Consider the following 25,717-nt stretch of genomic DNA (forward strand, 5'->3'; position numbering starts at 1 on the left):
TGCATTTTTGCTTGAAAGAGGGTGTAATATAGTCATTCCACCAAGAAGTAATGCAAAAGAGCCGCATGAGTATGATAAGGAAATTTACAAAGAAAGGCATTTGATTGAATGTTTCTTTTCGAAGCTGAAGCACTTTCGTAGAGTTTTTTCAAGATTTGATAAAACAATAATCAGTTTTAGTGGATTTTTAAACTTTTCTGGGAGTTTGATTTGGATGCGGTAAAAAAATTGGTTCACAGAACCTAATTCTAAGCATTTATATTATAAGGACCTCATATAAAAATTTTACAGTTTCACATGCTGCAGTTGGCCACTTTGATAAATATACTGACCTGCAACCATTGGCAATTTAGGCTTGTAAATATCACTTTTTTCATCTGCTTTGGCATAAATATTAACGGTGTCACCTTCCTCTAAATTTTCAAACTCAAGTGTTAAACTATTCTTTTGATCAAAATTTTGAGGCTTTTCTACTTTATATACCAATTGTTGTTCTTTAGTTTTACCAACAGCTTCAAGCCTGCCACTGCTACTTTTAATTTTCGAATCATTATTACTTACAACAAGATAATAAGTTTCAGCACTTAAAGCTGAATTTATACCTTTATATTTTACCCTAAACTCACCAAACGAATTGATTGTCAGCTGATTCTTATTAACATTTAAATATAAATCCTGTGGATTAATATTAAGCCCTTGAGCACTTCCTTCATGATACGTCGTCCCATTTTTATACCAATACTGATCTTCTCCAGTAACTAACATAAAGGATTTATTTTTGTTTAATACCATAAATTTACAGCTAATTGGTGGCGCCTGATCTTTACAACTGCCTTTCTCAAACCTTACACCTTTGTCATACCCAGCATAATTTAATGAATCAATAAAATGCCCAACATCTACTGGCTGCAACTTTGTAAATGAAAAACCTGTCAAATCCATATCAAAATCTAAAGGCATCATATCATTTTGCCCAAGCATAGTTGGCGTCTCTGCACGAACAACAAGCGTTGCTGTTTGGTCTTGAGTATCACTGCCTGAGGAAGAATCACTGCCTGAACCTCCACCACATGCACTCAACATCATAACAGTACCGTACAAACCAATCATACTTAACAGCTTTATTTTCATTATGAATATTCCCCATAATTATATTAAATTTTAACAAACTCATATCACAAACTTTGTGAGTAAAAAGCATTTTATTGCTTGTTTTTTCTTGGTACTACCGGGAAATTACTAAAAAAGCTATTTTTTTGTTTTATTTTCAACCAAAAAGACACATCGATGCTGGAAGGTATATTAGTAAATATAAAATTTAATACTGAATGAGGCTAAAAGTTTTTTGCTATTTCTTTAAGCTAAAAAATAAAGACTGTAAAATTTCTGGATACCGGTGAATTAAAAGAGCTAATTCTAGCTTTGATCCCACATTAAAAGCCGTATATAATTTTTGTAAGCGATACTCAACCGACCTTAATGTTAAACCAACCTCAATTGCAATTTCACTGATATTATGTATATCATTGTAAAGCAGCGCTAAAATAATAATATCCTGATACTTTAAACTACTTAGCGGAAACGCGGAAACCCTTTCAGTTTTAAGGGAAAATAAAGAGGATTGCTCATTTATCGCGATTGGTTGGAAATTACAAACTTGACTGTAAACAAGTTTCTTTGCTGATTTAGCTTCCTCAAGCGCATGATAGACAAACTGGCGCAATGCTGGTATGTTATCAAGGCATTGATAAATATCAAATGATTTTTTAGCAAACAATATCAACACTGAAGTGCTTAAATCTGGGTGGTAATGCTGAATACAAACATGTGTTGAAGAATGAGAACTCAGTAGTTTGGGGATATTAAACACCACAGGCAAAGCTTTTAGTTGCTTTTTATCAACAAACCTGAATGCTGTTGTTTTAAACAAAGCACTCCCTTCTTTATATAATGGAAAGAAAACCGGGCGTATATCAACCTGTTGGAGTAAAGCTTGCGGATAAATAACACGAATATCATTTTGAAAAAAATTTACTATCAACCAGCTGCTAACAGCAGAAAAGTAGCTAGATTTCGTAATCTCTTTGTCAATAAAGTTATAATAAGAAACCTTAACTAGATGACCAAGATCTTTTTCCATACCAATAACATAAAACTATAATGCCCAAATCTAATCATAACAATTTGCTTATTAATAGACAACATTCTCAATCAACATCCGCTAAATTTCCATGTGTTTCAAGCCATCTGCGCCGATCTTGTGCGCGTTTTTTTGACAGCATTTCATCCATGCTTTCCATATCAAAATAGATATCATCAGAAAGTTTTAATTGCACCAGTCTTCTGGTGTCAGGCGCCATCGTGGATTCTCTTAATTGTATGGGATTCATCTCACCTAGACCTTTAAATCGTAGTATATTAATGTTTTGCCGTATTTTTTGCTGTGATAATTTATGTAAAATGGCATTTTTCTCAGCTTCATCCAGCGCATAAAAAATTTCTTTACCCACATCAATACGAAATAATGGCGGCATAGCAACATAAATATGCCCTCGTGCAACCAAAGGTTTAAAGTGCTTTAAAAACAGTGCACATAATAAAGTGGCAATATGTAAACCATCAGAATCCGCATCGGCAAGAATGCATATTTTATTGTATCTAAGCCCTTCGATATCTTCACTGCCAGGATCAACACCAATCGCTGTGGCAATATCATGGATCTCTTGAGAAGCTAAAATGTCATGTGAATCAACTTCCCAGCTATTTAAAATTTTACCACGAAGCGGCATCACTGCCTGGAATTCTCGATCTCGTGCCTGCTTGGCTGAACCACCAGCTGAATCCCCTTCAACTAAAAAAAGCTCGGTATGTCGCATATCCTGCCCAACACAATCAGTGAGTTTCCCAGGTAATGCTGGGCCTTGTGTGATTTTTTTACGCGCGACTTTTTTGGCAGATTTCAATCGCTTTTGTGCTTTAGTAATAATATACTCAGCGATTTTATTGGCTATACCAATGTTTTGATTTAGCCAAAGACTAAAGGCATCTTTGACATGTGTTGCAATAAAGCTTACACAATCTCGTGAAGATAGTCGCTCTTTTGTTTGACCGGAAAACTGTGGCTCAGGCATCTTCAATGACAACACATAGCTTAATCCATTAAACACATCATCTGGCATAATTTTCACCCCACGAGGCAAAATACTGTGTAAATCACAATATTCACGCATTGCTTCTAAAAGCCCTGATCTAAGTCCATTAACGTGTGTGCCACCTAATGGTGTAGGAATCAGGTTAACATAGCTTTCTGTAATATAATTATCCTCATCCTGCGGCCAGCACAGCGCCCAACTTACAATATATTGCTGATCTTGAAACTCACCTGAAAAAGGTATTTCTGGTAAAATATCAAAACCAGAAACAGCCTCAGTCATATAAGAGCGCAAACCATTATCATATTGCCAGCGCTGTGTTTCATTGAGTTGTTCATTAATATAGTCAATCTCAAGCCCAGAACAAAGCACTGCTTTTGCTTTAAGTAAGTGTTTTAACCGTTTAAGCGCATACTTTGGACTATCAAAATATTGTGAATCCGGCCAAAACCGAAGCGTTGTCCCGGTGTTTTTCTTGCCAACTTGGCCAATAATATGTAAATCTTGAGTCTTGTGACCGTTTTCAAAAACAATTGCGTATTTATTACCATCGCGTTTAATTTCAATTTCAACACGCAGGCTTAAAGCATTAACCACAGATACACCAACGCCATGAAGGCCACCTGAATAACGGTAGCTTTGATTAGAAAACTTTCCACCTGCATGCAATCGTGTCATGATAAGCTCCACGCCTGATATATTATGCTCAGGGTGAATATCAACAGGCATTCCTCTGCCATTATCACTGACTTCAACACCACCATCGGCCAAAATTTTCACCGTGATTTTATCTGCAAAACCTGCCAAAGCCTCATCTACACTATTATCGATGACTTCCTGGGCAATATGGTTTGGATTTTGTGTGTCTGTATACATCCCTGGACGACGCTTGACTGGATCTAAGCCAGATAAGACTTCTATCGATTCTGCCGTATATTGTTTCATACACTTTCAATTTTTTTAGATTTATCGTTTATTTTGGCACAAAATACAGTAATCTTGAATATAAAAGACAGTTTGAAAAGTAAAAAACGAAAGACACGATGAATTTACGAGATTTAGAGTATGTTCTAGCAGTAGCACAAACAAAAAACTTCAATAAAGCCGCGCAATCCTGCTTTGTCAGCCAACCTGCCTTAAGCATGCAGATTAAAAAACTTGAAGATGAACTGGGTGTTAATATTTTTGAGCGCTTTCAAAAAACAGTCTTAGTAACACCTGAAGGTAGTGTTCTTATCGAAAAAATGCAAGCTTTATTAAACATTGCCAAAGATATCAAGCATACCGCTGAAAGCTTCCGCCAAAAAGATGCACAGCTATTTAAAATTGGACTTTTTCCAACACTTGCACAATATCTTTTGCCTCCTTTAATCAAAGCAATCCAGCAGACACATAGTGATATTCAAATCTATCCTGTTGAGGAAAAAACGGATGTATTATTAAACATGTTAAAAACTGGTCAGCTTGATGCGGCTTTACTTGCCAACCCAACACTACCACCTGGTATGGCATTTACCCCGCTTTTTGAAGACACTTTTACCTTAGCTGTTTATGAAGGACATCCTTTGGCAAAGAAAAAAGAAATCGATATTAAGCAGCTTAATGATGAGTCAATGCTGTTTTTAGAAAAAGGACATTGTCTACGCGATCAGGTAATGGCGCTTAATATCAACCCTGCACAAAGCATACAATGCAATGCCACAGGTCTTGAAACATTAAGGCAAATGGTTATTGCCAAACTTGGCATTACCATCATCCCACAAATTGCGACTTATAGCACACCGTTTTCAGGGATTTGCTATATCAACTTTAAAAAACCCGCACCCTCAAGACAGGTTGGCATTGTTTATCGCAAAACTTCTGTTATGAGTCAATGGGTACAAAAATTCCAAGTACTTGTTGAGAAAACCCTGGCAAGTTTGACTTCTCATTGAAATCCAAACACGTTATAATGCCCGCTGTTTAACGCTTGATACAAAATTAAATACAAAAGGAAAAATATGGCTAACTTGACAACTTTTATTGGGCAAAACCTATGGTTATGCATTGCTTTTATTGCGGTGATCTTAATCTATCTCATCTTTGAAATCCGCCATATGACAACACAAAAACATACGATTACCGTGCAAGATGCCATCTCGCTTTCTAATCGACAAAGGGCTGTTTTTTTAGATATTCGTGATGATAAAGCCTATAACCAAAAGCACATTGTTGGCGCCATTCATGCAACGATTGAGCAGCTTAAATCCAGCACAAAAATATTAAAAAAGCACCAGAATGTCCCAATTATTGTGTATTGTGATGAAGGCGTTCGCGCTAAAAGTGCTTGTCAGCTGCTAAAAGAAAATGGCTTTAATGCCTATGTTCTAAAAGGCGGGCTCAACCAATGGCTAAAAGACAGCATGCCCGTGGATAACAAATCAAAGCAGCCTAAAAATAACCCAATCGAACAAAAAGGTTAAGCATGATGATTGAAATGTATATAAAACCAACTTGTCCTTATTGCATTGATGCACGCGCACTTTTAACACAAAAAGGCGTTGATATCCATGAGTATGATATTACCAAACAACCACACCTGCGCGATGAAATGATTAAACGTGCAAATGGACGCACAACTGTACCGCAAATTTTTATTGATGGCGTCCATATTGGAGGCTGTGATGATCTTTTTGTATTAGAGCATTCAGGTGAACTGGATAATAAATTAACCACACAAAAGTAAGGAAGAACAATGTCAAAAGAAAAACCACAACAGCAGCAAGAACAAAAAGAAGTTCAATTTCAAATTCAAAAAATTTATTTAAAAGATGTTTCTTTTGAAATTCCTAAGGGTGCGACTATTTTTAATCAGGAATGGAAGCCAGAATTAAGCATTGCCTTAAATACACAGGTAACCACATTGCCTGAGGATAAAATGCATGAGGTTGTGCTGACGATCGAAGCAACTGTTAAATGTGGTGAAGAAGAAGCTTTTAAAGCAGAAGTCCAACAAGCAGGCATTTTCACAATTGATAACATGGCTGATGATCAACTTGAGCATGCTAAACACGCATTTTGCCCTAACCTTCTTTACCCTTACGCACGCGAAGCAATTTCTGATCTTGTTGCCAAAGGCGGCTTCCCACAGCTATGTTTGGCGCCGGTAAACTTTGATAGTCTTTATCAGCAAAAACAACAAGAACAACACCCTTCTGCCTAGACACTCATCGCACTATTTTATGTGAACAATTCATACCTGTGAAAAACAACAGGTTGCCGTGCATATCTAAAAAATAATACTTGAATTTCACCCGTTTACCCTAATCTTCAAACTATGACAAATAAATATACTAACCATTATTTTGATTATGACATCTAAAGAAATTGTTTTTGAAAAACTAACTGATCAGGATAATTATAGTAAAGCCTGTGATATCACACATGAAGTATTCACATTAGCAAAAGCTAAAGGTGGTATTGGTGTTATTACCGATAAAGATTACCAGGTGATAAGCTTTGAATTCATCCTTGATATCAACAACAAACCAATTAACTTTGGCAGCTGTTTAACAACAGATGAGTTACTCGCAAAAGCCAAACTTTATAAGCAATTAATCACAGAAAGTATTAATGCAAACAAAGACCTTTTACATATTTGCATGCAAAAGGTACAAAAAAACCCGCGTTTTAAAATAATTTTACAGGACTTGGCTTTGGTAGCAGAGTTATTACGACATTTGGTTGATAATGAAATCAAGGCCGTTAAAAACACAACTATTCATTAATGGGGCTCGAAAAAACAACAGTAATATATTGTCAGGCCAGGTCTAAACTTCTACAAATGATATAACAAGTGTGATTTGTTTTCGCTATCATCATTTTCTTATATGGTTCGTTTTATAATGATATTGATTTAATAGCTCTCTGACTTTTGTTCGAATCAGATCAATAGCAATCTTATTTTTACCGCCATGCGGCACAATAATATCAGCATAGCGTTTTGAAGGTTCAATAAACTGCAAAAACATTGGTCTAACTGTTTCTAGATACTGTGATACGATGCTATCAACGCTGCGACCGCGCTCTTTTTGATCTCGCAGAAGCCTGCGAAGGAAGGAAACATCCATTGGTGTATCCATGAAAATTTTAATGTCCATCATTTTACGTAACTGCGCATCATTAAACAGCATAATCCCTTCTAAAATTAAGACACTTGTCTGCGCACTGACGGGAAACGTTTTATCTTTAACTCGGCTGTGTGTTGCATAATCATAAATAGGCACCTCAATATCCTGGCCTTCAATGAGTTGCTGTAATTGTTTTTTTAACAGGCTATGCTCAAAAGCATCCGGGTGGTCATAATTAAGTTTATCTAACTCAGCGGGGCTTAGGTGGCTATTGTCTCGATAATAATGATCTTCTGATAGCACCGTAACACGCTCTGCATGGAGTGTTTCTAACTCTTCAACAATTGTATTAGCTAAAAGACTCTTCCCTGAACCTGAACCACCAACAACACCTATAATGACGATTTCTTTATTTAACATATGCTTGCACGTTTGCCAATTTCGTACATATTGTAATGACTTTTAAAAAAAAATCACCCAAAAATAAAAAGTTATTTCCTGACAACAGGAAAATCTAAAGTGTATCTTCCAATAGTGGCTGAGACTTTACAATATTATCGATTTCTTTTAATTGCATGAGAAGCGGTTTTAATTTTTGCAATGGCCAGGCATTAGGACCATCACTTAATGCTTTAGCTGGATTTGGATGGGTTTCCATAAAAATACCAGAAACACCTGAAGCGATGGCTGCACGGGCTAAAACAGGTACAAATTCACGCTGTCCACCAGAGCTTTTCCCCTGACCACCGGGTAACTGCACCGAATGCGTTGCATCATAAACAACAGGGCATTTTGTTTGACGCATAACGGCCAATGATCGCATATCTGACACCAGATTATTATAACCAAAGCTCACCCCCCTTTCACAGACCATGATTTGTGTATTACCGGTGCTTTTTGCTTTATTAGCAACTTGTTCCATATCCCATGGCGCCAAAAACTGCCCCTTTTTAATATTAACCGGTAAACCTTGTTCACATACACGCAAAATAAAATTAGTCTGACGGCATAAAAATGCAGGAGTTTGCAGTACATCAACCACTTGAGAGACTTCTTTTAAAGGTGTGTCTTCATGTACATCGGTTAATACTGGCACCCCTATTTGCTTTTTGACCTTCTCTAAAATCATCAGCCCTTGTTCCATACCTGGGCCGCGAAAGCTCTCAATCGAGGAGCGATTCGCCTTATCAAAAGACGACTTATAGATAAATGGGATTTCTAATTTCGTTGTTAATTCTTTTAAATACCCTGCCGTATCAATCGCTAAAGCTTCTGACTCAATAACACATGGTCCGGCAATTAAGAAAAACGGCTGATCAATGCCAACAGTAAAATTAAGTAATTTCATTTCTTATCCTATTTACTTGCTAAATTAGATGTTTGATTTTCGCTATTTTACATCTTTTTGGGACATTATGCACTTACAAGCTTTATCAAAGACTTCATAGCGCATAATATAAAAATGAAATTACAGATTTTCCCGCTATCAATTCATTACCATAAGCGCGAATAAATATTATTTTTTTGATTTTTTATCAATAATGCTTGCAGCAAAGCAGCCAGCACCAACAGCAGCAAAAGCCGAGACAAGCCATACGATATAAAACATAAACTATTTCTCCTATTAATAAAGCTCATGCGAGCGTTGTTGTACTTCCTCTGGTGTTAATTTCACACCTCGGCCCCACATTTTTTTATATACAAATGTGGTATAGATAAAAATAATGGGCAGCATAATAATCGCTACGATTAAAATACCGATTAATGATGTCAATGAACTGCTTGAGTTCCATATAACAAAACTTTGCTGTGGTGATAAGCTTGAGGGCATAATAAATGGAAATAAGCTAAAGCCCATCGTAAATACGCTACCAAGACAAGCAAGCACACTGCCACTAAAGGCTAAAACCGTATGCTTTGTTGCAAATTTCATCACCATTAGTGCGCCCAAAAAGCCAATAACCGGTGCAATAATCATCCATGGGTAAATGCTGTAATTTGTCAGCCATCCTCCTTTTGTTAAGGTAACAACACCGCCTTTTAACGGGTGAAATATTGCCTGAGAATAACTTGTTAGACCCGCGCTTAACTGCCAGTGATAACCTGAAATAAATACTAACCAAATGCCTGCAATTGCAAAAAGCAGGATAAATAAGAAAGCACTGATTTTTTGTATTTTAACAAAGCGATGGTATAAAACGCCTGATGTGCGCATAGCACAATAGGATGCCCCATGCATTACTGATAATACAACAGCAAATATACCAACTAATAAGGCAAATGGCATCAATAGACCAAGTAAGGAAAAAAATGCGGGCTCCTGACCTAATACACCTTGTGCACCATAATAAAAACGTAAGCTTTCCGGATCAAATTGAAAAGGTAGCCCTAAAAATAAATTTCCCACGGCAACGCCAATCACCAATATTGGAATAAAGCTGCCTAAACATAACATCCAATCCCAAAATCGCGTCCATTTTACACTTTGTATTTTATGACGATACTCAAAGGAAACTGGTCGCAAAAACAATGCCCACAACACAACTAGAATCCCTAAATACATTCCTGAGAATGAACCTGCATAAACACGTGGCCAAATCGCAAATAAACCTGCACCTGCTATAATAAGCCAGACTTGATTCCCATCCCAGGTTGGCGCCACAATATTAATAATCGTCCGCTTTTCATTTTCATTTTTGCCAACAAAGCGCGCTAAAATACCTGCACCAAAGTCAAAACAAATGGTGGCGGCCGTTAAAAACATAATCAATCCTACAGCCAGCCAGCTTATTAATTGAATAATACTATATAAGTCCATCATTATTTACCCTCCTGCTGATTTAGGCTTACGGCTGCTTCAGCATTTTGTGGATCAAGCGTGCCACTTGGACCAAGTCGTGCATATTTAAACATCAAGAACATCTCCACAACAAACAATAGTAAATAAAACGTTATAAACATGATTAAGGTAAATAAAATATCCCAGCCATTAATTGTTGATGAACTGATCGTCGTTGGCAACATATTATAAACCGTCCAGGGTTGGCGCCCATGTTCGGTTACAAACCAGCCGCACAAACAGGCAATCCATGGCGCAGGTATCATGTAAAGCATCGTACGAAGCAACCAGCGTTTATCCCAGAGCGTGCCTTTAAATAAGAAAATCAAGCCCACAATAATCATGACAAACATCAACACCCCAAGACCAACCATCACCCTGAAGGTCCAGAAAATAGAGGCAACATCAGGGACAGAATCAGTTGCAGCAGCCTTAATTTGCGCACTGGTTGCTGAAGTTAGCGGCTTACCAGCTGGCACATAGCGCAACAATAACATACCAAAACCAACATCATCTTTATAGCGATTGTAAATATTGATATTATCTTTTGTCAGCTGGCCTTTACGCATTTTCATCATGGCATCATAGGCTTTGGCACCATTGGCGATTCTGCTAATCACTGATGGAATTTTTTGCCCTTTTACATCTGTGTATCCATCATAAAGGATTGTTTTAATACCATAGATAGGTTGATCCACAGAATGGGTTGCCAATAAACCTAAAACATAAGGTAATTGTATTGAGAATGCATTTTTTTGCGCATCCTGATCAGGAAAAGCAAATACATTAAAATTAGCCGGCGGTGGTTGTGTACCCCACTCCGCCTCAATTGCTGCTAATTTCATCGGTTGTGTTTTATAGGCCAAGACACCTTGCTGGTCTCCCATAAACATTACCATAAAAGAGGCAACTAAGCCAAAACCAAGCCCAACTGCCATTGAGCGTTTTGCAAAACCAACTTCTCGTCTTTTTAATAAATAAAAGGCACTTATACCGATTACAAAGATAGCTGCGGTAGTGTAGCCGGCAATGACTGTATGCGCAAATCCAATCTGTGCGATTGGATTTAAAAACAAATCTAACAGGTTTGTTGTTTCCATACGCATGGTTTGCCAGGCAAATTCACCACCGGCTGGTACTTGCATAAAGCCATTTGCCACCAAAATTAATAGCGCTGACAGACTTGAGCCAATCGCTAAACAAAAAGTACTGAATAAGTGCTGCTTCTTAGAAAGCTTATTCCAGCCTAAAAAGAAAATTCCGACAAAAGTCGACTCCAACATAAAGGCCATAAGACCTTCAATTGCTAAAGGTGTCCCAAAAATATCACCCACAAATTGTGAATAATAAGCCCAGTTTAAACCAAAGGAAAACTCCATGGTTAAGCCAGATAACACGCCTACAGCAAAATTAATACCAAGTAGCTTCCCCCAGAACTTTGTCATATCCTTATAAACTTTCTTACCCGAGATAACATACATTAACTCCATGGTAAAAATAATCCATGTAAGCCCCAATGTTAATGGCACAAAAATAAAATGGAAAGAGGCAACAAAGGCAAACTGCCAACGCGCCATATCCACGGATAACAAACTTGGTAACATGACTTACTCCATATTTTTTATCGTTTACGTGCGTATTCTATCGCCTTGGCTATCCTTGCATAGTCATCAAGCAGGCTTTTCCCTAATTAAAATAATCTTTATTGATCTAGATCAATTTTTATATTTTAGTGATATAATCTCAAGAAGCAAATGAAAACATTCGTTCATTTCAATGTGACAAACAGAATAAAGTAAGTGAATAAAAATAAAATGCCAAAACCTATTACCTGTAACTACTGTGATTTCAAAGAAATTTGTAACCTTTTAGATATTGATACCACACCATTGATTAATTTACACCAAGTAAGCTCTTTTGTTGTTACGGTTAAAAAAGGCCAAAGCTTATATAAGACGAATACGCCATTAAAAACCTTATATGTTATACGCTCTGGGAGCTTGAAGTTATGCCATCCATCCGACCATAAAATTATTAATTTCTATTTCCAGGGACAGCTTATTGGTTTTGAAGGTATTGAAAACAATCACCATACACTAGATGCGATTGCAATAGAAGACAGTACACTATGTGCTTTTGATTATAATGACCTTCTTACGGTTTTTTCTCGCTCCATACAAGCCAATAAAGACTTTATTCAAATTTTAAGCAAGCGATTTAACCAACAAACAATACAGCTTGATTATTATAAACCTGCACACACACGCTTTGCACAATTTTTATTGCGCTTATCCACACAGCAAAAACACCATGGGTTTTCAGCTTATCACTTTATTTTCCCAATGAAACGTCTTGATATTGCTAACTACCTGGATCTAAGTGTTGAGACGATATCACGACTGCTACATGATTTTACAAATCAAGAACTTATCCATGTAGATAATAAAGAAATAACGATCATCGATCTTGAAAAGCTAAAAGGCATTGCAAGCAATTAAATATTTATTGCACGTTTGCATGAAATAATTTGTATGGGATACAAACAAAAAAGCCACGCTTTTACGCATGGCTCTACATTATCATATTACTATTAAGGTAGCTTTTTATTCAGCTTCAACTGCAACGTTGATTTCTGTTTCAACATCAGTATGCAATTGTATCGTAATTTGGAATTGACCCACATAACGAATACTGCCTTCAGGCATGCGAACATGACGCTTTTCAACCTGAACGGAAGCCGCTGATGCAAGCACATCTACGATTTCTTTTGTGCCAACAGAACCAAATAATTTGCCACCTTCACCTGCTTGTGCCTTGATGACAAAAGTTTGATCAGAAATCTTCTCCGCTGTTGCTTTTGCATCTTGAAGACGCTTAGCTTCCGCTTTTTCCAGTTCTGCTTTTTGCTGTTCAAATACTTCAATGTTTTCTTTTGTTGCTTGAACCGCTTTACCATAAGGAACTAGATAATTGCGTGCATAACCAGGTTTAACATTGACGATATCTCCCAATGTACCCAAGTTTTCAACTTTTTCTCTTAAAATAACTTGCATGACAAGATCCTCTTACTAATTAGTTAAAGTGGCGATCACAGTACGGGATCAACGCTAAAAATCTTGCACGTTTAATTGCAGTTGCAAGCTGGCGCTGGTACTTAACAGATGTTCCAGTAATACGACTTGGAACGATCTTACCTGTTTCTGTAATATAGCCTTTTAATGTATTTAGATCTTTATAATCAATTTCTTTAACGCCTTCAACGGTGAAGCGGCATACTTTACGACGACGATTAACTCGCATAATCTATCTCCTTCGGCCTTAGTTAGTTTCTTTTGTTTCTTTGTTTTCTTCTTTAGCCATCATTACTGAAGGTTCAGTAACTGCCTCATCTTTACCGATAATTAAGCGGCGTAAAATCGCATCATTATATCTAAACGCATCATTAAGGTCATCCAGTGCGTCGGTATTACATTCAATATTCATCAAGATATAGTGCGCTTTGTGAAGCTTTGCAATTGGATATGCAAGCTGACGACGCCCCCAGTCTTCCAAACGATGAATCTTACCGCCACCAGACTCAATAATCTCACGGTATTTTTCTAACATATTTGGCAACTGATCACTTTGATCAGGGTGTACCATAAATACAACTTCATAATGTTTCATTAGTATAAATACTCCTTTCGGTTTATCGTTAACACTCGATAAGCTACAAAAACTTTTATTCACTTGCAGCAAAGAGCAGCGCGTATTCTCGCAAAAAAAAGAATAAAACACAAGCAGTATTCGACAATTTACGCGAATTAAATGGGATAATAAGCTTAAAACAACCTGATTGACCTCTGGAAACCATATATTTTTTAGCTATGCTTAAAACATCAACTAAGTATAACTATTTTGGAGTAATATAATGGCCGAGCAAGACAACCCAAAAACCAGCGCCTCTATCTCAACGATTATTTGTTTTTTAATTGGAATCTTACTCATTGTGGCAAGCATCATTCTTATTATCAGCGCCTTTGCCTGGTCTGATAGCCAGATGAATTTATATCGCCTAGACAGATCACTTATTACCGGGATGATCGGTAGCGCCAGTCTTTTGGTTGGTTGTATTTTTATCCTTGTTGGCTTTACTTTATATCGTATCGATCATAATAAAAAGACATAATCTATGGGTGCTGGCTTATATAATCCTGCAATACTTTTGCAAGATATTGGTGCACGGCAGTAGTAGGATGCATGCTATTGTAAAATAAATAACCCTGACACACAGGAAGTGCTTGTGCTTGTGCACAAGTTATATTTGATGCTTTATCTAATCCTAGCGTCTTTTTTATATTGTCTTTATTGAAATAAACCGATAAAAACAACTTATCCACTGGAAAGACATGCGCTGGTGAAAACTTGCCATATGTGTGCAAAACCAGATTTGTTTTCAGGCTTAGGTTATATATATCTGAAATAAAAGAGATAATAGACAGACTGGCATCAAAAACCTTCTGGTTTTGTATATGTTTTGACAACAGTCCTTGGACTGCCGGCACCATTGAGAAATTAGGCAAATTTAAAACATAGATATGTTGAGCAGGTACCCCGCTTTTTATTAATAAGCGCACACTTTTTACAATGTTTTCAATTGGGTGCGCCAGTGGTTGACCATTCCTAGTCAATAGCCTGACAATATTTTGATAAAAATCATTACCACCTGCCCAAAGGATAAATAAGGTGTTAGGATTTGGATGATGATTAACGTTTTTCAAATATAAATGCACTTGCTTTAGCACACCTGGCACACAATTATAAGCGCCATAATCACCAACACCTTCTGGGCATTTATTATCATTAATACGCGCCCAATTTGTATCAGAAGTATAGTAATCGCCTGTTTCTGCTGAAGCCACTGCAAAAGAGCTATTGTGTCTGTAAGCAGTATTAGGTTGCAAATCGTGGATATTATAAAGCCCTTTTGACTTTATTATCTGACCTGTATCAAGAAAATAATTCACCCAGGTCTTACGAAGTGGCTTTTGCATTGAGATCATACTCGTAATTGGCGCACCTTTAGGTAATAAGATATCTGCTGGCTTTACCCAGTAATTATTTCCTTTTTCATTGCCTTGATAAAAATCCGCACTATCACTTAAACTGTCGCCAAACACAACCATATTGTCATAAACAGGCGATGATTTTTCTCGTACTGGATTATATGGCCAGCAGATAATAAGACTTATAATCATCAATGATAGGATTAAGCTGCCAACTAAAAACAGGAGTATTTTTTTCATCTATAGTCCCTTTTACCATATGATTTACAAGCAGTATATATTGTCCTTGCGCTATGATTCCTCTACAATATGCCGACATAACTGACAAAGGCAGAGCTCTATGTTACACCGGCATGATATCAAAACGCCAGAAAAGTTTTTAGCTTATCTTAAAGACTTAAAAGAAAAACCGGCTATCATTTATCATGCGCATTCTATTTCCTACCAGCAGCTTTTTGAATATGCATATAGATTATCTGCCTGGTTAATGAAAAAGGCCAAGCATCAGGTGATGTTTGCCACTGAAAATTCGCCTTTAAATATTTGCCTATATCTTGCAGGCTGGTTGGCAAAGAAAACAATATTTGCGGTTAACCCCCGCTTAACGGCAAATGAGTTACTGCAAATCATTGTAAAACAAAATATCGATACGTTATTTGTTGAAAAATCACAATTCACTGATCAATTGCGCCAACATTGCCTGCAATATGATATTAGCTGGCATATCGTTGATGATCCGATAATATTCTTATCGACACTGCCAGATGACGCGACTTCGAGCATACAACAAAATCAGCAGCAGGCGCTTACCTATCATATAAGCTCAGGAACTGGTGGCCACTATAATTTACATGCGCACACGACAAAACAAATCCTTGATTATGCTTATAAGCGGCAATTTGACCTTGGATTGCAATATGATGACAATATTTTAATCGCACTATCCATTAATCATGCTTATGCCTTTTCTTATCAGCTTTTGCCAGCACTAAGTCTTGGACTAACCTTACACCTTATGCCAAAATTTAATGCCAAGGCTGTTGCCAAAGCAGTTATTCATTATAAAATTACCGCTTTAGCACTTTTGCCAACAATGTATCATTTCTTGCTACAAGCGATTACAACACACTACCCAGAGAAATACCCACATTGTTTACGTTATTTAAGTGTTGCAGGTGATCAACCCAATAAAACGTTAATGGACAGTGTTTATAACATCTTAAATTTAAAGCTATTAAATGGTATGGGCATGACAGAAGTCTTTGGTTATGCACAGAACATGACCGCATCAGATCAATATAATAAAATTAAGTTATTTGATGATGTTAAGGTCAAGATCCAACCATTACCCAATCAAAAACAGATTGGCGAAATTTATCTTCAATCACCTATGCATCCGGTTAACAATCATGATAAATGGCTTCAAACCGGTGATTTTGGCTATGTTGATAAACACCATTTTTTATACTTTCTGGGGCGCATTAAAGATATTATTATCAAAGGCGGCTCAAATATTGCCCCATTAGAAGTAGAACATTATCTCTATCGCTTAACCAAAATCAATGAGGTGGCTGTATTGGGTAAGAAAGATCCCATTTGGGGCGAGATTATCTGCGCTTGTATTGCGATACCCCAAAATGCCACTCTAACATTAACACAAGTAAATAAACACTTAACAAATTACCTGGCAACATATAAACATATTGATCAAATTTATTTCTTTGATACACTGCCTAAAAATGTAACGGGGAAAATTGATCGTTATCAATTAAGACGAGTGATTAATGCCTAAAGAACTACCACCTTTTGCCATCCTTGAAAACACTTTAGATAATAATGGAGAAAGCTATTATTTTTCTGAAGCCTGTGATGAGGTCACGGCTTATGATAAAAAGACACTGGATGCCGCTTTTATCCAAATAGAAGACTGGCAACAAAAAGGGCTTTATCTGGTTGGCTACCTTGCTTATGAAGCCGCTTATTATCTAAATCCTGAACTGTATCATCTGCAATCAAAAAATGACCCTGTGCCATTGATGCATTTTGTCAGCTTTAAGCACTGTGCAACTGTATCACCTGACATCCAACAAAAAACAATAACAGATACACCCATTTTTTTATTGCATGATCAGCTAAGCTTTGATCAGTACCAACTGGACTTTAAGCAAATTATCAACGCGCTAGAAAATGGTGATAGTTATCAAATTAACTTTACCAAGCGTTTATTGCTTAATACCGATATCCCTTTGGATGCACTTTATCATGTGATAAAAAAAGCGCAAAAGGTCTCTTATAGTGCTTATTTGCCTTTTTGGCCAAAAACGGTTCTCTCTTTTTCACCTGAGCTTTTTTTCAAAAAACAAGGCAGCCAGATCACAGTGAAACCGATGAAAGGTACCGCACCGCGCTTTGAAGATTCAAAAAAAGATGCCGCCAGTTATCAATTTTTAAAAACGGATAATAAAAACAAGGCTGAAAATTTAATTATTATTGACTTATTGCGCAATGACCTGGCAGGCTTTTGCATACCAGGATCAGTAAAAGTCAGCAATGCCTTTGAAATTGAAAAGTATAAAAGCGTTTATCAAATGACCTCAACAATCCAGGCAGACCTTACATCTGATATAGGTATTAAAACTATTTTTAAACAGCTGTTTCCTTGCGGCTCAATTACAGGGGCACCAAAACGCCGCACAATGGAATATATTAAATCACTTGAGCATAAACGAGGCATCTATACGGGCAGCATTGGCTATATTATGCCTAACAATGATATGTGCTTTAATGTAGCGATTCGAACGCTTGAAACCAACCTTGAAGAAAACACGCCATCCAAACACAAATTATATCTTGGTGTTGGTGGTGGCATTACAATAAAATCTAAACTGTTAGAAGAGTGGCAAGAAATGACGGATAAGCTTCGTTTTATTAAACAATGTTATAAAGCTGATTTTGAATTGGTCGAGAGTATTTATTTTTATAAAAATTTTAGAAGCCTTGATTTGCACCTCAACCGGCTGTTAAAAACAGCGCAGAGTTTTTGTTTTGATCTTGATATCAATGCACTTAAAGCGGCTTTATTGGATTATGTGCATTTGCCTTTGATCTCAACAGAGCAGACATATAAAATTCGTATTCTTGTCAAACAAAATGGACAGTTTTATTTTGAGCATATACCAATTGATTTAACCGCACCAACAAAGCCTGTGACACTTAGTCTGTGTCCTGAGGTTATTGATCAAAAAAATATCCTCTGGCAGCATAAAACAACGCATCCATCAACACGTGGGTTTTACACCCAAATGCATGATAAATATATTGGTGACCAAGAGAATCATGAGCTTTTATTTATCAATATGAAAGGTCATGTTACAGAATCAAGATACAATAACCTTTTAATCGAGCTTGACCAGCAGTTTTATACACCAAAACAAACCGATGGCCTACTTCCTGGAATTTACCGCCATAAATTGCTTGCAGGGGAAAAAAATATTAAAGTTATTGAGACATCGATTGATGTTCAAATGCTGGAAAAAGCAGATAAAATTTATCTTGTGAATGACATTCGAGGCCAAACACCTGCAATATTTTCAAACAAACAACAATGTGAGCAGGCATGATTTTATATATTGACCATTATGATTCATTCACCTGTATCTTAAATGATTATTTTACACAGCTTGGACATAAAATCGACATCGTTAAAACAGATAAGATAGACCCTTTATTACCATTTGAAAAATACACACACATCGTTATTGGTCCAGGTCCTGGACATCCAAATGAGCTTTTACCGCTTTACCCTGCTATTGATCGCTTTATCGCATCTGGTCTTCCTATCCTTGGCGTTTGCTTGGGCCACCAGCTTATCGCACAGTATTTTGGTGCTAAGGTTATTAAAGCCAGAGAGATCATGCATGGCCAGTTATCTGAAGTTTATCAAACCTTGCAAACAGAACTCTATCAACAACTGCCTGAACATTTTACCGTAACACGTTATCACTCCCTTATTGTAGATCATCAAACATTGCCTGATTGCTTAACACCCATTGCTTCAACTCAGAAAAATGAGCTTATGGCATTTATGCACAAGCAATATAAAATTTATGGTATTCAATACCATCCTGAAGCTTATTTAACGGCGCATGGACTAAAGACATTGGCAAACTTTTTGCATCTATAAAAAAGTCTATTTGTGGCTATGCCACGTTTTATCAATCTCAAATATCGCAATAATACCACCAAGATAAGTCAAAGTTCTTAGAAATCTTTATCTTTATCTTTATCTTTATCTTTAATTTAAATAACAGTTAGCAATATGGGGATTATTATGCTGCAAAAACTACTTAAACAATTGTCAGAAAACAATACACTCACGACTAAAGTGAAAAATTCATTTTCCTATGTAGGCGCCAATCTATTAGATGGTATTATAAAAGCTTCAGAACAAGATAAGAACATTTCAAAAAATGTCGTTAATGAGTTAGCAGACTTTAAAGATGACTACGTCAACACAATTGAATCTCAAGCTAAACTCAACAGCTGGATCACTAAACAAGACAATACATTTACAACAGCACAACTACAGATGAATTTGACATTAGTAAATACATTTCTTAAACCACATGCAGAAAAGAACCCTTCTCTTGAACGCATTATAAAATCATCTATCGATTCGCTTTTATATCGAACAGATAGCGTATTTGTTGAAGGAATAAATACCTCACACAATGAAAGTCATAAAGAAAAAAACGCAACTAGACAAATCCTTAATAAAATTGAAAACCTACTATATCAGCAAAAACCGGGGAAAAATCAACCTGGAGAATTAACAGACCTTGGGAAAGCGATCAAGCTAGAATTGGGTGAAGGTGAATTTCAAAAAGCAACACAATTACTCGATAATATGCTTGCAGAAAATACTGGTTATCGTCCTATGACAGATGCTGATTTTGACAAAAGCCCAATTGGATCCTACACATCTACATGGAAAGATCCTAAAAAATCGTATGTCATTGAAAAAGAAGCGAATAAAAATAACTTAGCATCAAATGATACCATTTATTGTAAAGAGGCTCAGATTAAGCTTATCAATTCTTTAGTACAAAAAGAGCTACTCGATGACTACACACCAGCGGAGATATCTGCTCTTGAAAGATATATTAACAGACAAGCTGAAGTCTTAGTTAGTAATTCAAAAGGAATAAAAGATAGCAAGAAACTATTTTTAGAAAGCCAGTATAACAGCCATAATACACTACCAGGATTTGACTTTAAGGAGCTTGTATATTAATCAAGCCAGGGAAATACTCACTCCAATCATACTTAAAAAGCATAAGCAAAACTTCAACTTTTCTACTTTAACTGGCTAAAAAATATCGTAAGATCGAGGAATGCTTTTATTTACAGTAGAAGATTATGTTAAAAAAGTTATTCATTGTCGGTAGTGCTTTTTTCGCAATAAATGGCAATGCAGCAAATAATACACTACGTTTTTTAGTGTTAAGTGATATTTACCTTAATAGCAAACAAAGCTACCCGATGCAAATAGATCCCAGCGGGTATAATGCAGATAATGATATGGATGCTGCAAGCTTTAACGCTTTGATGAATACCATACAAAAATCAACTGGACAAGGTAAAGTAATCCCTGCACCAACGTTTGTTTTATCGCTGGGGGACCTTGTTGGTCATAAACCCTTTTGGACATTTAATCGCGTTAAGTTTGTTCAGATGAATGAAAGCACAATTTTTAAAAGTTTACAGCAGACTTTTCCCATGACGCCTATTATTAATGTCTTTGGCAATAATGACAGCTTTGCAGAGAACTATGGTGCTTATCAATATAAAAATTACTCCCCTTATCAAAATGCCATAAAAACAGGGTTTAAAAATGGCTTTCTATCAAGCGGGGTACTTTGTGATGCAAGTCATACCAGCTTTCCTTGTCTTGCCCAAGAAAACAAACAATATGGCTTTTTTACTATTAAACTTGCACCCACGCTTATTGTGATCGGCTTAAATAGTGTCATGTTTTCACCAAATCATAAAGCAACCAGCGATGAAACTAACAGCCAGCTAACATTCTTAGCAAACCAACTGCAAAAGGCTGCTAAGGAAAATATAAGCGTGTTAATTGCAATGCATATCCCTGTTGGGGAAAATGTATATGATGGCTCAGCTTTTTGGAAAAAACCTTATCAACAAAAACTCCTTAAGCTTGTTGATCAATATGCAAAACAAATTCAAGGATTATTGGTTGCCCATACCCATATGGAAGAGTTTACAGTTATCAAGACCCAATCAAAAAATATTGGCGAGTATTTTACCGCAGGCTTATCAACCTCACATGGAAATTCGCCTTCGGTAAAATTATTTACACTAACAAAGCAAGATAATGGCACATGGTCAATCAGTAATTACACGACTTATCAAATTCATCAACAAAACGAACAATTACAACTGACCAAGTACTATGATTTCAAAAAGATCTATTGCACTGAAAAACAAAAGAAAGCAAACGATATTAACCAATGTTTAGCACAAATAACATTCAATCAAACACAACCTTATTTTACGGTTAATAACCCCAATTACCAGAACTATCCGACTAAAGCACCAGAAGCTTTCTATGTTAAAGCCGCTAAATAGCAACAATAAAATGTGCTTAAAGTTCTGTTCTATCAACAAGCCTCAATAACGCCAGCAGCGCCCATTCCCGTACCAATACACATGGTGATCAGGCCATATTTTTTATTATTTCTACGAAGTCCATGTAAAGCCTTAACCGTTAAAATTGTCCCCGTGGCCCCCAGTGGATGGCCTAAAGCAATCGCACCGCCATAAGGGTTAAGCTTATTCTCATCGATTCCAAGCTCATTGATAACCGCTAAAGATTGCGCAGCAAAGGCTTCATTTAACTCAATCCAATCCATATCTGCTAAGCTTAAATTTGTCTGTTTAAGCACTTTTGGAATGGCATGAATCGGGCCAATCCCCATAATCTCTGGTGGCACACCTGCCACAGAGAATCCTAGAAATTTACCCAAGGGAGTTAAATTATTTGCTTTTAAATAAGATTCACTAACAAGTATGACAGCACCGGCACCATCTGAAACCTGAGAGCTATTACCTGCAGTAACCGTCCCACCTTTGGCAAAAGCAGGTTTTAGTTTAGATAAGGCTTCCATTGATGTATCTTTGCGCGCACCTTCATCCATTTTAATCGTCTTTTTATGATCAACGATCGCATCATTGGTATGATCTGGCTTTCTATGATGTACATCAATCGGTAAAATTTCATCATTAAAATAACCGTTTTCAATCGCCATTATCGCCTTTTGATGACTTCTTAAAGAAAATTCATCCTGAGCCTGGCGTGAGATATTCCAGTCTTTGGCAACATTTTCTGCGGTAATCCCCATACCATAAGCAATCGCCACATTTTCATCCTTGGCAAAAACATCGCTGCTAAATGAGATATTATTCCCACCAAAAGGGATCATACTCATTGACTCAACCCCACCTGCAATTGCAACATCCATATTACCCTTTGCAATTTCATTAGCAGCAATCGCAATGGACTGCAAACCTGAGCTGCAATAACGGTTAATGGTAAAGGCAGGAACAGAGTCTGGAAGCCCTGCCAATAAAGATGATATCCTTGCAACATTCATCCCCTGCTCAGCTTCAGGCATCGCACAACCAATCACGATATCACCAATATCCTGTGGATTTATGTTGCTCTCAGCAATCGTCTGTTTTAAGGTATCAGCCAGTAAATCATCTGGGCGTTTTTTAGCAAAGCCACCTCGTTTACCTTTCGCCACTGCCGTGCGTTTTGCGGCAACGATATAAACTGTTTGTTCAGTCATAAAAACTCCTATATTAATTTCTTAGTGGTTTACCGGTTTCTAACATGTGCTGCATGCGTGCAGCACTTTTATCCGATAGTGCAAGCTCAACAAAGTTTTCAAGCTCACGTTTTAACACCCAATCCTCTGAAACCCATGTGTCTTTCTCAATCTCCCCACCACACATGGCATCGGCCAAATTACAGGCAATTTTATAATCATGCGCTGAAATCTGGTTACCATCACGCATATTGACAAGCAAACCTTTCACCGTTGCAATACCTGTTTCCCCAAAAACTTTAAATGGTTGTTTTAATGGTGGCTGATAATTACAATAAGCAAGAAACGCTGCCTTTTGTATCGCAACACTTAAGATCTCTTTCGTGTTCATCACAACTGTATCACTATCGCGTAAGAATCCTTTATCAATTGCCTCATAAGCACTTGTTGCAACTTCTGCCATCGCAAGGTTTTTATAACGCTTTTCAAAATCTTTCCATGGATCCTGCGCCAAAGATGCACGCCTTGCCATCTCTTTTGTTCCACCCCAGCCAGGGATGATACCGACACCGGCCTCAACAAGCCCTATATAGCTTTCATGCGCAGCAACCACTGCATCACAATGCAACATGATTTCACAACCGCCACCAAAGGCAAAGCCTTTAACCGCTGCAACAACAGGAATCTTACTGTAACGTAATTGTTGTGTGATAACTTCATGCCCTTTTTGAATGACTTCATACACGGCTGATTCACCATTCATCATAAAAGAAAAGCCAAATTCCTCTAGATTCGCACCAACGGAAAAAACATCCTTTTCCTGCCAGATTACCATGGCTTTACATTTTGCTTCTGCTACCTTTAACGCTTGAGAAATCCCTTCTAATACGGCCATGCCAATTGCACACATTTTTGACTTAAATGACAAAATGCCAATACCATTATCATCGATCATCCAAAGCTTAACACCTGGATTTTCAAAAAGTGTCGTGGTTTTAATAGCTGGTGTTTCGCTTACCACCATATCCTGTATAAGCTGGCGATTATACACTGATAATTGCGGGCGTTTTATTAATCTGCCATCTGTGTAACTAAACTGCTTATTGTCTTTATAAACACCATCTCCAAGCTGATAAACCCATTTTGGCAATGGCTTATCACATAGCGTTTTGCCTTCATTGATTTCTTCTTCTAACCATTGGGTAACTTTCTGCCAACCTGCCTGTTGCCAAATTTCAAAAATACCTTCCTGCCAGCCAAATCCCCAGCGTATCGCCATGTCCATATCACGTGGATAATTGGAGATTTCACCAACAAGGCTTGCAGCATAATGAAACATTTCACGAAAGCATGCCCATAAAAACTGCGCCTCAGGCATATCACTCTGGCGTAGCTTGTCAAGCTTCACCCCCCAATCTTTCTCGCCAAGTATATCTAAAACTGCCTGATCTGGCTTTTTATCTGAAGGCCGATATGTTTTGGTATGTAAATCCAAAACCTTGATGCCTTCTTTATCTTTAAGGTAAAGACCTTTTTTTGTTTTCTGCCCCAACGCACCTTCATCTATTAATGCCTGAAGCCAGCTTGGAATCTGATAAATCTCCTGCCAGCCATCTTTAAGGTTTTGCTTCATCGTATCAACAACGTGCGCAAAAATATCCAGACCCACCACATCTGCTGTACGATAGGTCGCACTTTTAGCACGCCCTAACTTTTTACCCGTAAGCTTATCTACAACATCTAACGGAATATCATATTTTGTGGTATAAAAACAGCTCACAAGCATCGAAAAAACACCTAATCTATTGGCAACAAAATTTGGTGTATCTTTAGCCCGAATAATACTTTTGCCAAGTTTTCGGGTTAAAAAAATCTCGAGTTGATCTAAAACATCCTTGGAAGTATGTGCATGCGCAATAAGCTCAACCAGCGGCATATAACGTGGCGGATTAAAAAAGTGCACACCACAAAACGATGCACGCAATGATGCTGGCACGTGATTTGCAAGCGTATCAATACTTAACCCTGAAGTATTTGTGGCAATAATGGCTTGTGTTTTGATAAAAGGCGATATTTTTTCATACAGCGCTTCTTTCAAATCCAACCGCTCAGCAATTGCCTCAATCACAAAGTCACACTCGGATAATTTTTGCAGATCATCTTCATAGTTTGCCGGTGTGATATAATCGGTATTACTTTTTAAGCCAAGTGGATTAGGTTTGAGTTTTTCAAGCCGCTTAATCGCATCTTGAATCAAACTGTTTGAAGCACCTTCTTTTGCTTTTAAATCAAATAAAAACACAGGGATATGGGCATTGGCAAAGTGTGCTGCAATCTGTGCACCCATTACACCTGCACCTAATACAGCAACCTTTTGAATTGACAGTGAGCCGTGCTGAGACCGGTCAGTTTCTGATATATTTTCAGATAACTCGGCATGTATATTTTGTTTATTATCAATAACTGATTCTTGCATAAAATATGCTCCTATTTGTTTTCCTCAAAAACAGCTAAATACCCTTGCATTGCATCTTCTTTAGATTTACCTTTAATTGCGTTCCAGGCCATCCATTTTGCACGCTCAACCATCTTAAGCGCTGAAGGGCATTCACCTTTGACATCCCCTTCTGTAGCTTGCTTATAAAAAGCATAAAGTTTTAATTTTTGCGTGTTATTTGGCTTAAAATCAACCGTTGCATCACGCACAGCCTTCACCATA

Annotated in this window: 25 protein-coding genes and 2 pseudogenes; 13 read left to right on the plus strand and 14 right to left on the minus strand. The window is 37.2% G+C overall.

From position 1 onward, the window contains the following. Nucleotides 1-223, plus strand: a pseudogene (locus DNK84_RS01500) (IS5/IS1182 family transposase); the annotation flags it as partial. 62 nt (nucleotides 224-285) lie between these two features. On the opposite strand, the gene DNK84_RS01505 reads toward DNK84_RS01500, so the two are convergent. The 3 genes from DNK84_RS01505 to parE all read right to left on the minus strand — a co-directional run bounded on the left by DNK84_RS01505 (nucleotide 286) and on the right by parE (nucleotide 4,097). Beyond that, nucleotides 286-1,131 (minus strand): hypothetical protein, encoded by an 846-nt coding sequence (locus tag DNK84_RS01505; protein ID WP_119342812.1) that lies wholly within the window; start codon nucleotides 1,129-1,131, stop codon nucleotides 286-288. Nucleotides 1,132-1,348: 217 nt separating this feature from the next. After that, the gene (locus DNK84_RS01510; RefSeq protein ID WP_119342813.1) at nucleotides 1,349-2,140 is read right to left on the minus strand and encodes a hypothetical protein; all 792 of its coding nucleotides are present in this window, start codon (nucleotides 2,138-2,140) and stop codon (nucleotides 1,349-1,351) included. Nucleotides 2,141-2,207: 67 nt separating this feature from the next. Next, nucleotides 2,208-4,097, minus strand: coding sequence for a DNA topoisomerase IV subunit B (gene parE / locus DNK84_RS01515; protein ID WP_119342814.1), 1,890 nt, complete (start codon nucleotides 4,095-4,097; stop codon nucleotides 2,208-2,210). Nucleotides 4,098-4,195: 98 nt separating this feature from the next. On the opposite strand from parE, the gene DNK84_RS01520 reads away from it, so the two are divergent. The 5 genes from DNK84_RS01520 to DNK84_RS01540 all read left to right on the plus strand — a co-directional run bounded on the left by DNK84_RS01520 (nucleotide 4,196) and on the right by DNK84_RS01540 (nucleotide 6,919). Next, the gene (locus DNK84_RS01520) at nucleotides 4,196-5,086 is read left to right on the plus strand and encodes a LysR substrate-binding domain-containing protein (protein WP_119342815.1); all 891 of its coding nucleotides are present in this window, start codon (nucleotides 4,196-4,198) and stop codon (nucleotides 5,084-5,086) included. A gap of 66 nt (nucleotides 5,087-5,152) precedes the next feature. After that, the gene (locus DNK84_RS01525) at nucleotides 5,153-5,614 is read left to right on the plus strand and encodes a rhodanese-like domain-containing protein (RefSeq protein WP_119342816.1); all 462 of its coding nucleotides are present in this window, start codon (nucleotides 5,153-5,155) and stop codon (nucleotides 5,612-5,614) included. Between the two features lie 2 nt (nucleotides 5,615-5,616). Next, nucleotides 5,617-5,877 carry a glutaredoxin 3 gene (grxC, locus tag DNK84_RS01530; RefSeq protein WP_235826793.1) on the plus strand — a complete coding sequence of 87 codons (261 nt, stop codon included), beginning with the start codon at nucleotides 5,617-5,619 and terminating at the stop codon, nucleotides 5,875-5,877. Nucleotides 5,878-5,886: 9 nt separating this feature from the next. Next, nucleotides 5,887-6,354, plus strand: coding sequence for a protein-export chaperone SecB (gene secB / locus DNK84_RS01535; protein WP_119342817.1), 468 nt, complete (start codon nucleotides 5,887-5,889; stop codon nucleotides 6,352-6,354). A 148-nt stretch (nucleotides 6,355-6,502) separates the two neighbouring features. Further along, on the plus strand, nucleotides 6,503-6,919 hold the full coding sequence (locus DNK84_RS01540) for a hypothetical protein (protein ID WP_119342818.1): 417 nt from the start codon (nucleotides 6,503-6,505) through the stop codon (nucleotides 6,917-6,919). Nucleotides 6,920-7,009: 90 nt separating this feature from the next. On the opposite strand, the gene udk is transcribed toward DNK84_RS01540, so the two are convergent. The 5 genes from udk to DNK84_RS01565 all read right to left on the minus strand — a co-directional run bounded on the left by udk (nucleotide 7,010) and on the right by DNK84_RS01565 (nucleotide 11,704). Next, nucleotides 7,010-7,681: a uridine kinase gene (udk, locus tag DNK84_RS01545; RefSeq protein WP_119342819.1), complete on the minus strand. Its 672-nt coding sequence runs from the start codon at nucleotides 7,679-7,681 to the stop codon at nucleotides 7,010-7,012. Between the two features lie 94 nt (nucleotides 7,682-7,775). Next, the gene (gene kdsA, locus DNK84_RS01550; RefSeq protein WP_119342820.1) at nucleotides 7,776-8,609 is read right to left on the minus strand and encodes a 3-deoxy-8-phosphooctulonate synthase; all 834 of its coding nucleotides are present in this window, start codon (nucleotides 8,607-8,609) and stop codon (nucleotides 7,776-7,778) included. 168 nt (nucleotides 8,610-8,777) lie between these two features. Further along, nucleotides 8,778-8,870, minus strand: coding sequence for a YbgT family membrane protein (locus tag DNK84_RS01555; RefSeq protein WP_119342821.1), 93 nt, complete (start codon nucleotides 8,868-8,870; stop codon nucleotides 8,778-8,780). A 15-nt stretch (nucleotides 8,871-8,885) separates the two neighbouring features. Further along, nucleotides 8,886-10,082 (minus strand): cytochrome d ubiquinol oxidase subunit II, encoded by a 1,197-nt coding sequence (gene cydB / locus DNK84_RS01560; RefSeq protein WP_119342822.1) that lies wholly within the window; start codon nucleotides 10,080-10,082, stop codon nucleotides 8,886-8,888. Continuing rightward, nucleotides 10,082-11,704: a cytochrome ubiquinol oxidase subunit I gene (locus tag DNK84_RS01565; RefSeq protein ID WP_119342823.1), complete on the minus strand. Its 1,623-nt coding sequence runs from the start codon at nucleotides 11,702-11,704 to the stop codon at nucleotides 10,082-10,084. Before DNK84_RS01565 ends, cydB begins: the two co-directional genes overlap by 1 nt. A 195-nt stretch (nucleotides 11,705-11,899) precedes the next feature. On the opposite strand from DNK84_RS01565, the gene DNK84_RS01570 reads away from it, so the two are divergent. Then, nucleotides 11,900-12,598 carry a helix-turn-helix domain-containing protein gene (locus DNK84_RS01570; RefSeq protein ID WP_119342824.1) on the plus strand — a complete coding sequence of 233 codons (699 nt, stop codon included), beginning with the start codon at nucleotides 11,900-11,902 and terminating at the stop codon, nucleotides 12,596-12,598. Nucleotides 12,599-12,703: 105 nt separating this feature from the next. Here DNK84_RS01570 and rplI read toward each other — a convergent pair whose 3' ends face one another. Genes rplI through rpsF form a run of 3 tightly spaced genes read right to left on the minus strand, consistent with a single transcriptional unit; the run spans nucleotide 12,704 to nucleotide 13,766 of the window. Then, nucleotides 12,704-13,153 carry a 50S ribosomal protein L9 gene (gene rplI, locus DNK84_RS01575; RefSeq protein WP_119342825.1) on the minus strand — a complete coding sequence of 150 codons (450 nt, stop codon included), beginning with the start codon at nucleotides 13,151-13,153 and terminating at the stop codon, nucleotides 12,704-12,706. Between the two features lie 19 nt (nucleotides 13,154-13,172). Then, nucleotides 13,173-13,400: a 30S ribosomal protein S18 gene (gene rpsR / locus DNK84_RS01580; RefSeq protein WP_407920603.1), complete on the minus strand. Its 228-nt coding sequence runs from the start codon at nucleotides 13,398-13,400 to the stop codon at nucleotides 13,173-13,175. 18 nt (nucleotides 13,401-13,418) lie between these two features. Further along, nucleotides 13,419-13,766 (minus strand): 30S ribosomal protein S6, encoded by a 348-nt coding sequence (gene rpsF, locus DNK84_RS01585; protein ID WP_119342827.1) that lies wholly within the window; start codon nucleotides 13,764-13,766, stop codon nucleotides 13,419-13,421. A 244-nt stretch (nucleotides 13,767-14,010) separates the two neighbouring features. On the opposite strand from rpsF, the gene DNK84_RS01590 reads away from it, so the two are divergent. Next, entirely contained in the window at nucleotides 14,011-14,268 is a 258-nt protein-coding gene (locus DNK84_RS01590) for a hypothetical protein (protein WP_119342828.1), read from the plus strand. A gap of 1 nt (nucleotide 14,269) precedes the next feature. On the opposite strand, the gene DNK84_RS01595 is transcribed toward DNK84_RS01590, so the two are convergent. Further along, complete coding sequence (locus DNK84_RS01595; RefSeq protein ID WP_119342829.1) at nucleotides 14,270-15,385, minus strand: SGNH/GDSL hydrolase family protein; 1,116 nt, start codon at nucleotides 15,383-15,385, stop codon at nucleotides 14,270-14,272. Nucleotides 15,386-15,485: 100 nt separating this feature from the next. Between DNK84_RS01595 and DNK84_RS01600 the strand changes: the two genes are divergently transcribed. The 5 genes from DNK84_RS01600 to DNK84_RS01620 all read left to right on the plus strand — a co-directional run bounded on the left by DNK84_RS01600 (nucleotide 15,486) and on the right by DNK84_RS01620 (nucleotide 21,796). Continuing rightward, nucleotides 15,486-16,937 (plus strand): class I adenylate-forming enzyme family protein, encoded by a 1,452-nt coding sequence (locus tag DNK84_RS01600; RefSeq protein WP_119342830.1) that lies wholly within the window; start codon nucleotides 15,486-15,488, stop codon nucleotides 16,935-16,937. Next, entirely contained in the window at nucleotides 16,930-18,765 is a 1,836-nt protein-coding gene (locus tag DNK84_RS01605; RefSeq protein ID WP_119342831.1) for a chorismate-binding protein, read from the plus strand. The genes DNK84_RS01600 and DNK84_RS01605 overlap by 8 nt, the downstream gene beginning before the upstream one ends. After that, nucleotides 18,762-19,328 carry an anthranilate synthase component II gene (locus tag DNK84_RS01610; RefSeq protein WP_119342832.1) on the plus strand — a complete coding sequence of 189 codons (567 nt, stop codon included), beginning with the start codon at nucleotides 18,762-18,764 and terminating at the stop codon, nucleotides 19,326-19,328. Before DNK84_RS01605 ends, DNK84_RS01610 begins: the two co-directional genes overlap by 4 nt. A 147-nt stretch (nucleotides 19,329-19,475) precedes the next feature. Next, nucleotides 19,476-20,438, plus strand: coding sequence for a hypothetical protein (locus DNK84_RS01615; protein WP_119342833.1), 963 nt, complete (start codon nucleotides 19,476-19,478; stop codon nucleotides 20,436-20,438). A 125-nt stretch (nucleotides 20,439-20,563) separates the two neighbouring features. Next, a complete protein-coding gene (locus DNK84_RS01620) occupies nucleotides 20,564-21,796 on the plus strand; it encodes a metallophosphoesterase (protein ID WP_119342834.1) in 1,233 nt (410 codons plus the stop codon). Nucleotides 21,797-21,828: 32 nt separating this feature from the next. Here DNK84_RS01620 and DNK84_RS01625 read toward each other — a convergent pair whose 3' ends face one another. Further along, nucleotides 21,829-23,019: an acetyl-CoA C-acyltransferase gene (locus DNK84_RS01625; RefSeq protein WP_119342835.1), complete on the minus strand. Its 1,191-nt coding sequence runs from the start codon at nucleotides 23,017-23,019 to the stop codon at nucleotides 21,829-21,831. Nucleotides 23,020-23,032: 13 nt separating this feature from the next. Beyond that, nucleotides 23,033-25,716, minus strand: a pseudogene (locus DNK84_RS01630) (acyl-CoA-binding protein). Nucleotide 25,717 lies beyond the last annotated feature (1 nt).

It is taken from the genome of Facilibium subflavum (genome assembly GCF_003574485.1).
GTDB classification, from domain to species: domain Bacteria; phylum Pseudomonadota; class Gammaproteobacteria; order Francisellales; family Francisellaceae; genus Facilibium; species Facilibium subflavum.

Coding starts and splice junctions, on each gene's coding strand:
- DNK84_RS01505 (WP_119342812.1), bottom strand. CDS start 1,131: ATGAAAATAAAGCTGTTAAGTATGATTGGTTTGTACGGTACTGTTATG.
- DNK84_RS01510 (WP_119342813.1), bottom strand. CDS start 2,140: ATGGAAAAAGATCTTGGTCATCTAGTTAAGGTTTCTTATTATAACTTT.
- parE (WP_119342814.1), bottom strand. CDS start 4,097: ATGAAACAATATACGGCAGAATCGATAGAAGTCTTATCTGGCTTAGAT.
- DNK84_RS01520 (WP_119342815.1), top strand. CDS start 4,196: ATGAATTTACGAGATTTAGAGTATGTTCTAGCAGTAGCACAAACAAAA.
- DNK84_RS01525 (WP_119342816.1), top strand. CDS start 5,153: ATGGCTAACTTGACAACTTTTATTGGGCAAAACCTATGGTTATGCATT.
- grxC (WP_235826793.1), top strand. CDS start 5,617: ATGATGATTGAAATGTATATAAAACCAACTTGTCCTTATTGCATTGAT.
- secB (WP_119342817.1), top strand. CDS start 5,887: ATGTCAAAAGAAAAACCACAACAGCAGCAAGAACAAAAAGAAGTTCAA.
- DNK84_RS01540 (WP_119342818.1), top strand. CDS start 6,503: ATGACATCTAAAGAAATTGTTTTTGAAAAACTAACTGATCAGGATAAT.
- udk (WP_119342819.1), bottom strand. CDS start 7,681: ATGTTAAATAAAGAAATCGTCATTATAGGTGTTGTTGGTGGTTCAGGT.
- kdsA (WP_119342820.1), bottom strand. CDS start 8,609: ATGAAATTACTTAATTTTACTGTTGGCATTGATCAGCCGTTTTTCTTA.
- DNK84_RS01555 (WP_119342821.1), bottom strand. CDS start 8,870: ATGTTTTATATCGTATGGCTTGTCTCGGCTTTTGCTGCTGTTGGTGCT.
- cydB (WP_119342822.1), bottom strand. CDS start 10,082: ATGATGGACTTATATAGTATTATTCAATTAATAAGCTGGCTGGCTGTA.
- DNK84_RS01565 (WP_119342823.1), bottom strand. CDS start 11,704: ATGTTACCAAGTTTGTTATCCGTGGATATGGCGCGTTGGCAGTTTGCC.
- rplI (WP_119342825.1), bottom strand. CDS start 13,153: ATGCAAGTTATTTTAAGAGAAAAAGTTGAAAACTTGGGTACATTGGGA.
- rpsR (WP_407920603.1), bottom strand. CDS start 13,400: ATGCGAGTTAATCGTCGTCGTAAAGTATGCCGCTTCACCGTTGAAGGC.
- rpsF (WP_119342827.1), bottom strand. CDS start 13,766: ATGAAACATTATGAAGTTGTATTTATGGTACACCCTGATCAAAGTGAT.
- DNK84_RS01590 (WP_119342828.1), top strand. CDS start 14,011: ATGGCCGAGCAAGACAACCCAAAAACCAGCGCCTCTATCTCAACGATT.
- DNK84_RS01595 (WP_119342829.1), bottom strand. CDS start 15,385: ATGAAAAAAATACTCCTGTTTTTAGTTGGCAGCTTAATCCTATCATTG.
- DNK84_RS01600 (WP_119342830.1), top strand. CDS start 15,486: ATGTTACACCGGCATGATATCAAAACGCCAGAAAAGTTTTTAGCTTAT.
- DNK84_RS01605 (WP_119342831.1), top strand. CDS start 16,930: ATGCCTAAAGAACTACCACCTTTTGCCATCCTTGAAAACACTTTAGAT.
- DNK84_RS01610 (WP_119342832.1), top strand. CDS start 18,762: ATGATTTTATATATTGACCATTATGATTCATTCACCTGTATCTTAAAT.
- DNK84_RS01615 (WP_119342833.1), top strand. CDS start 19,476: ATGCTGCAAAAACTACTTAAACAATTGTCAGAAAACAATACACTCACG.
- DNK84_RS01620 (WP_119342834.1), top strand. CDS start 20,564: ATGTTAAAAAAGTTATTCATTGTCGGTAGTGCTTTTTTCGCAATAAAT.
- DNK84_RS01625 (WP_119342835.1), bottom strand. CDS start 23,019: ATGACTGAACAAACAGTTTATATCGTTGCCGCAAAACGCACGGCAGTG.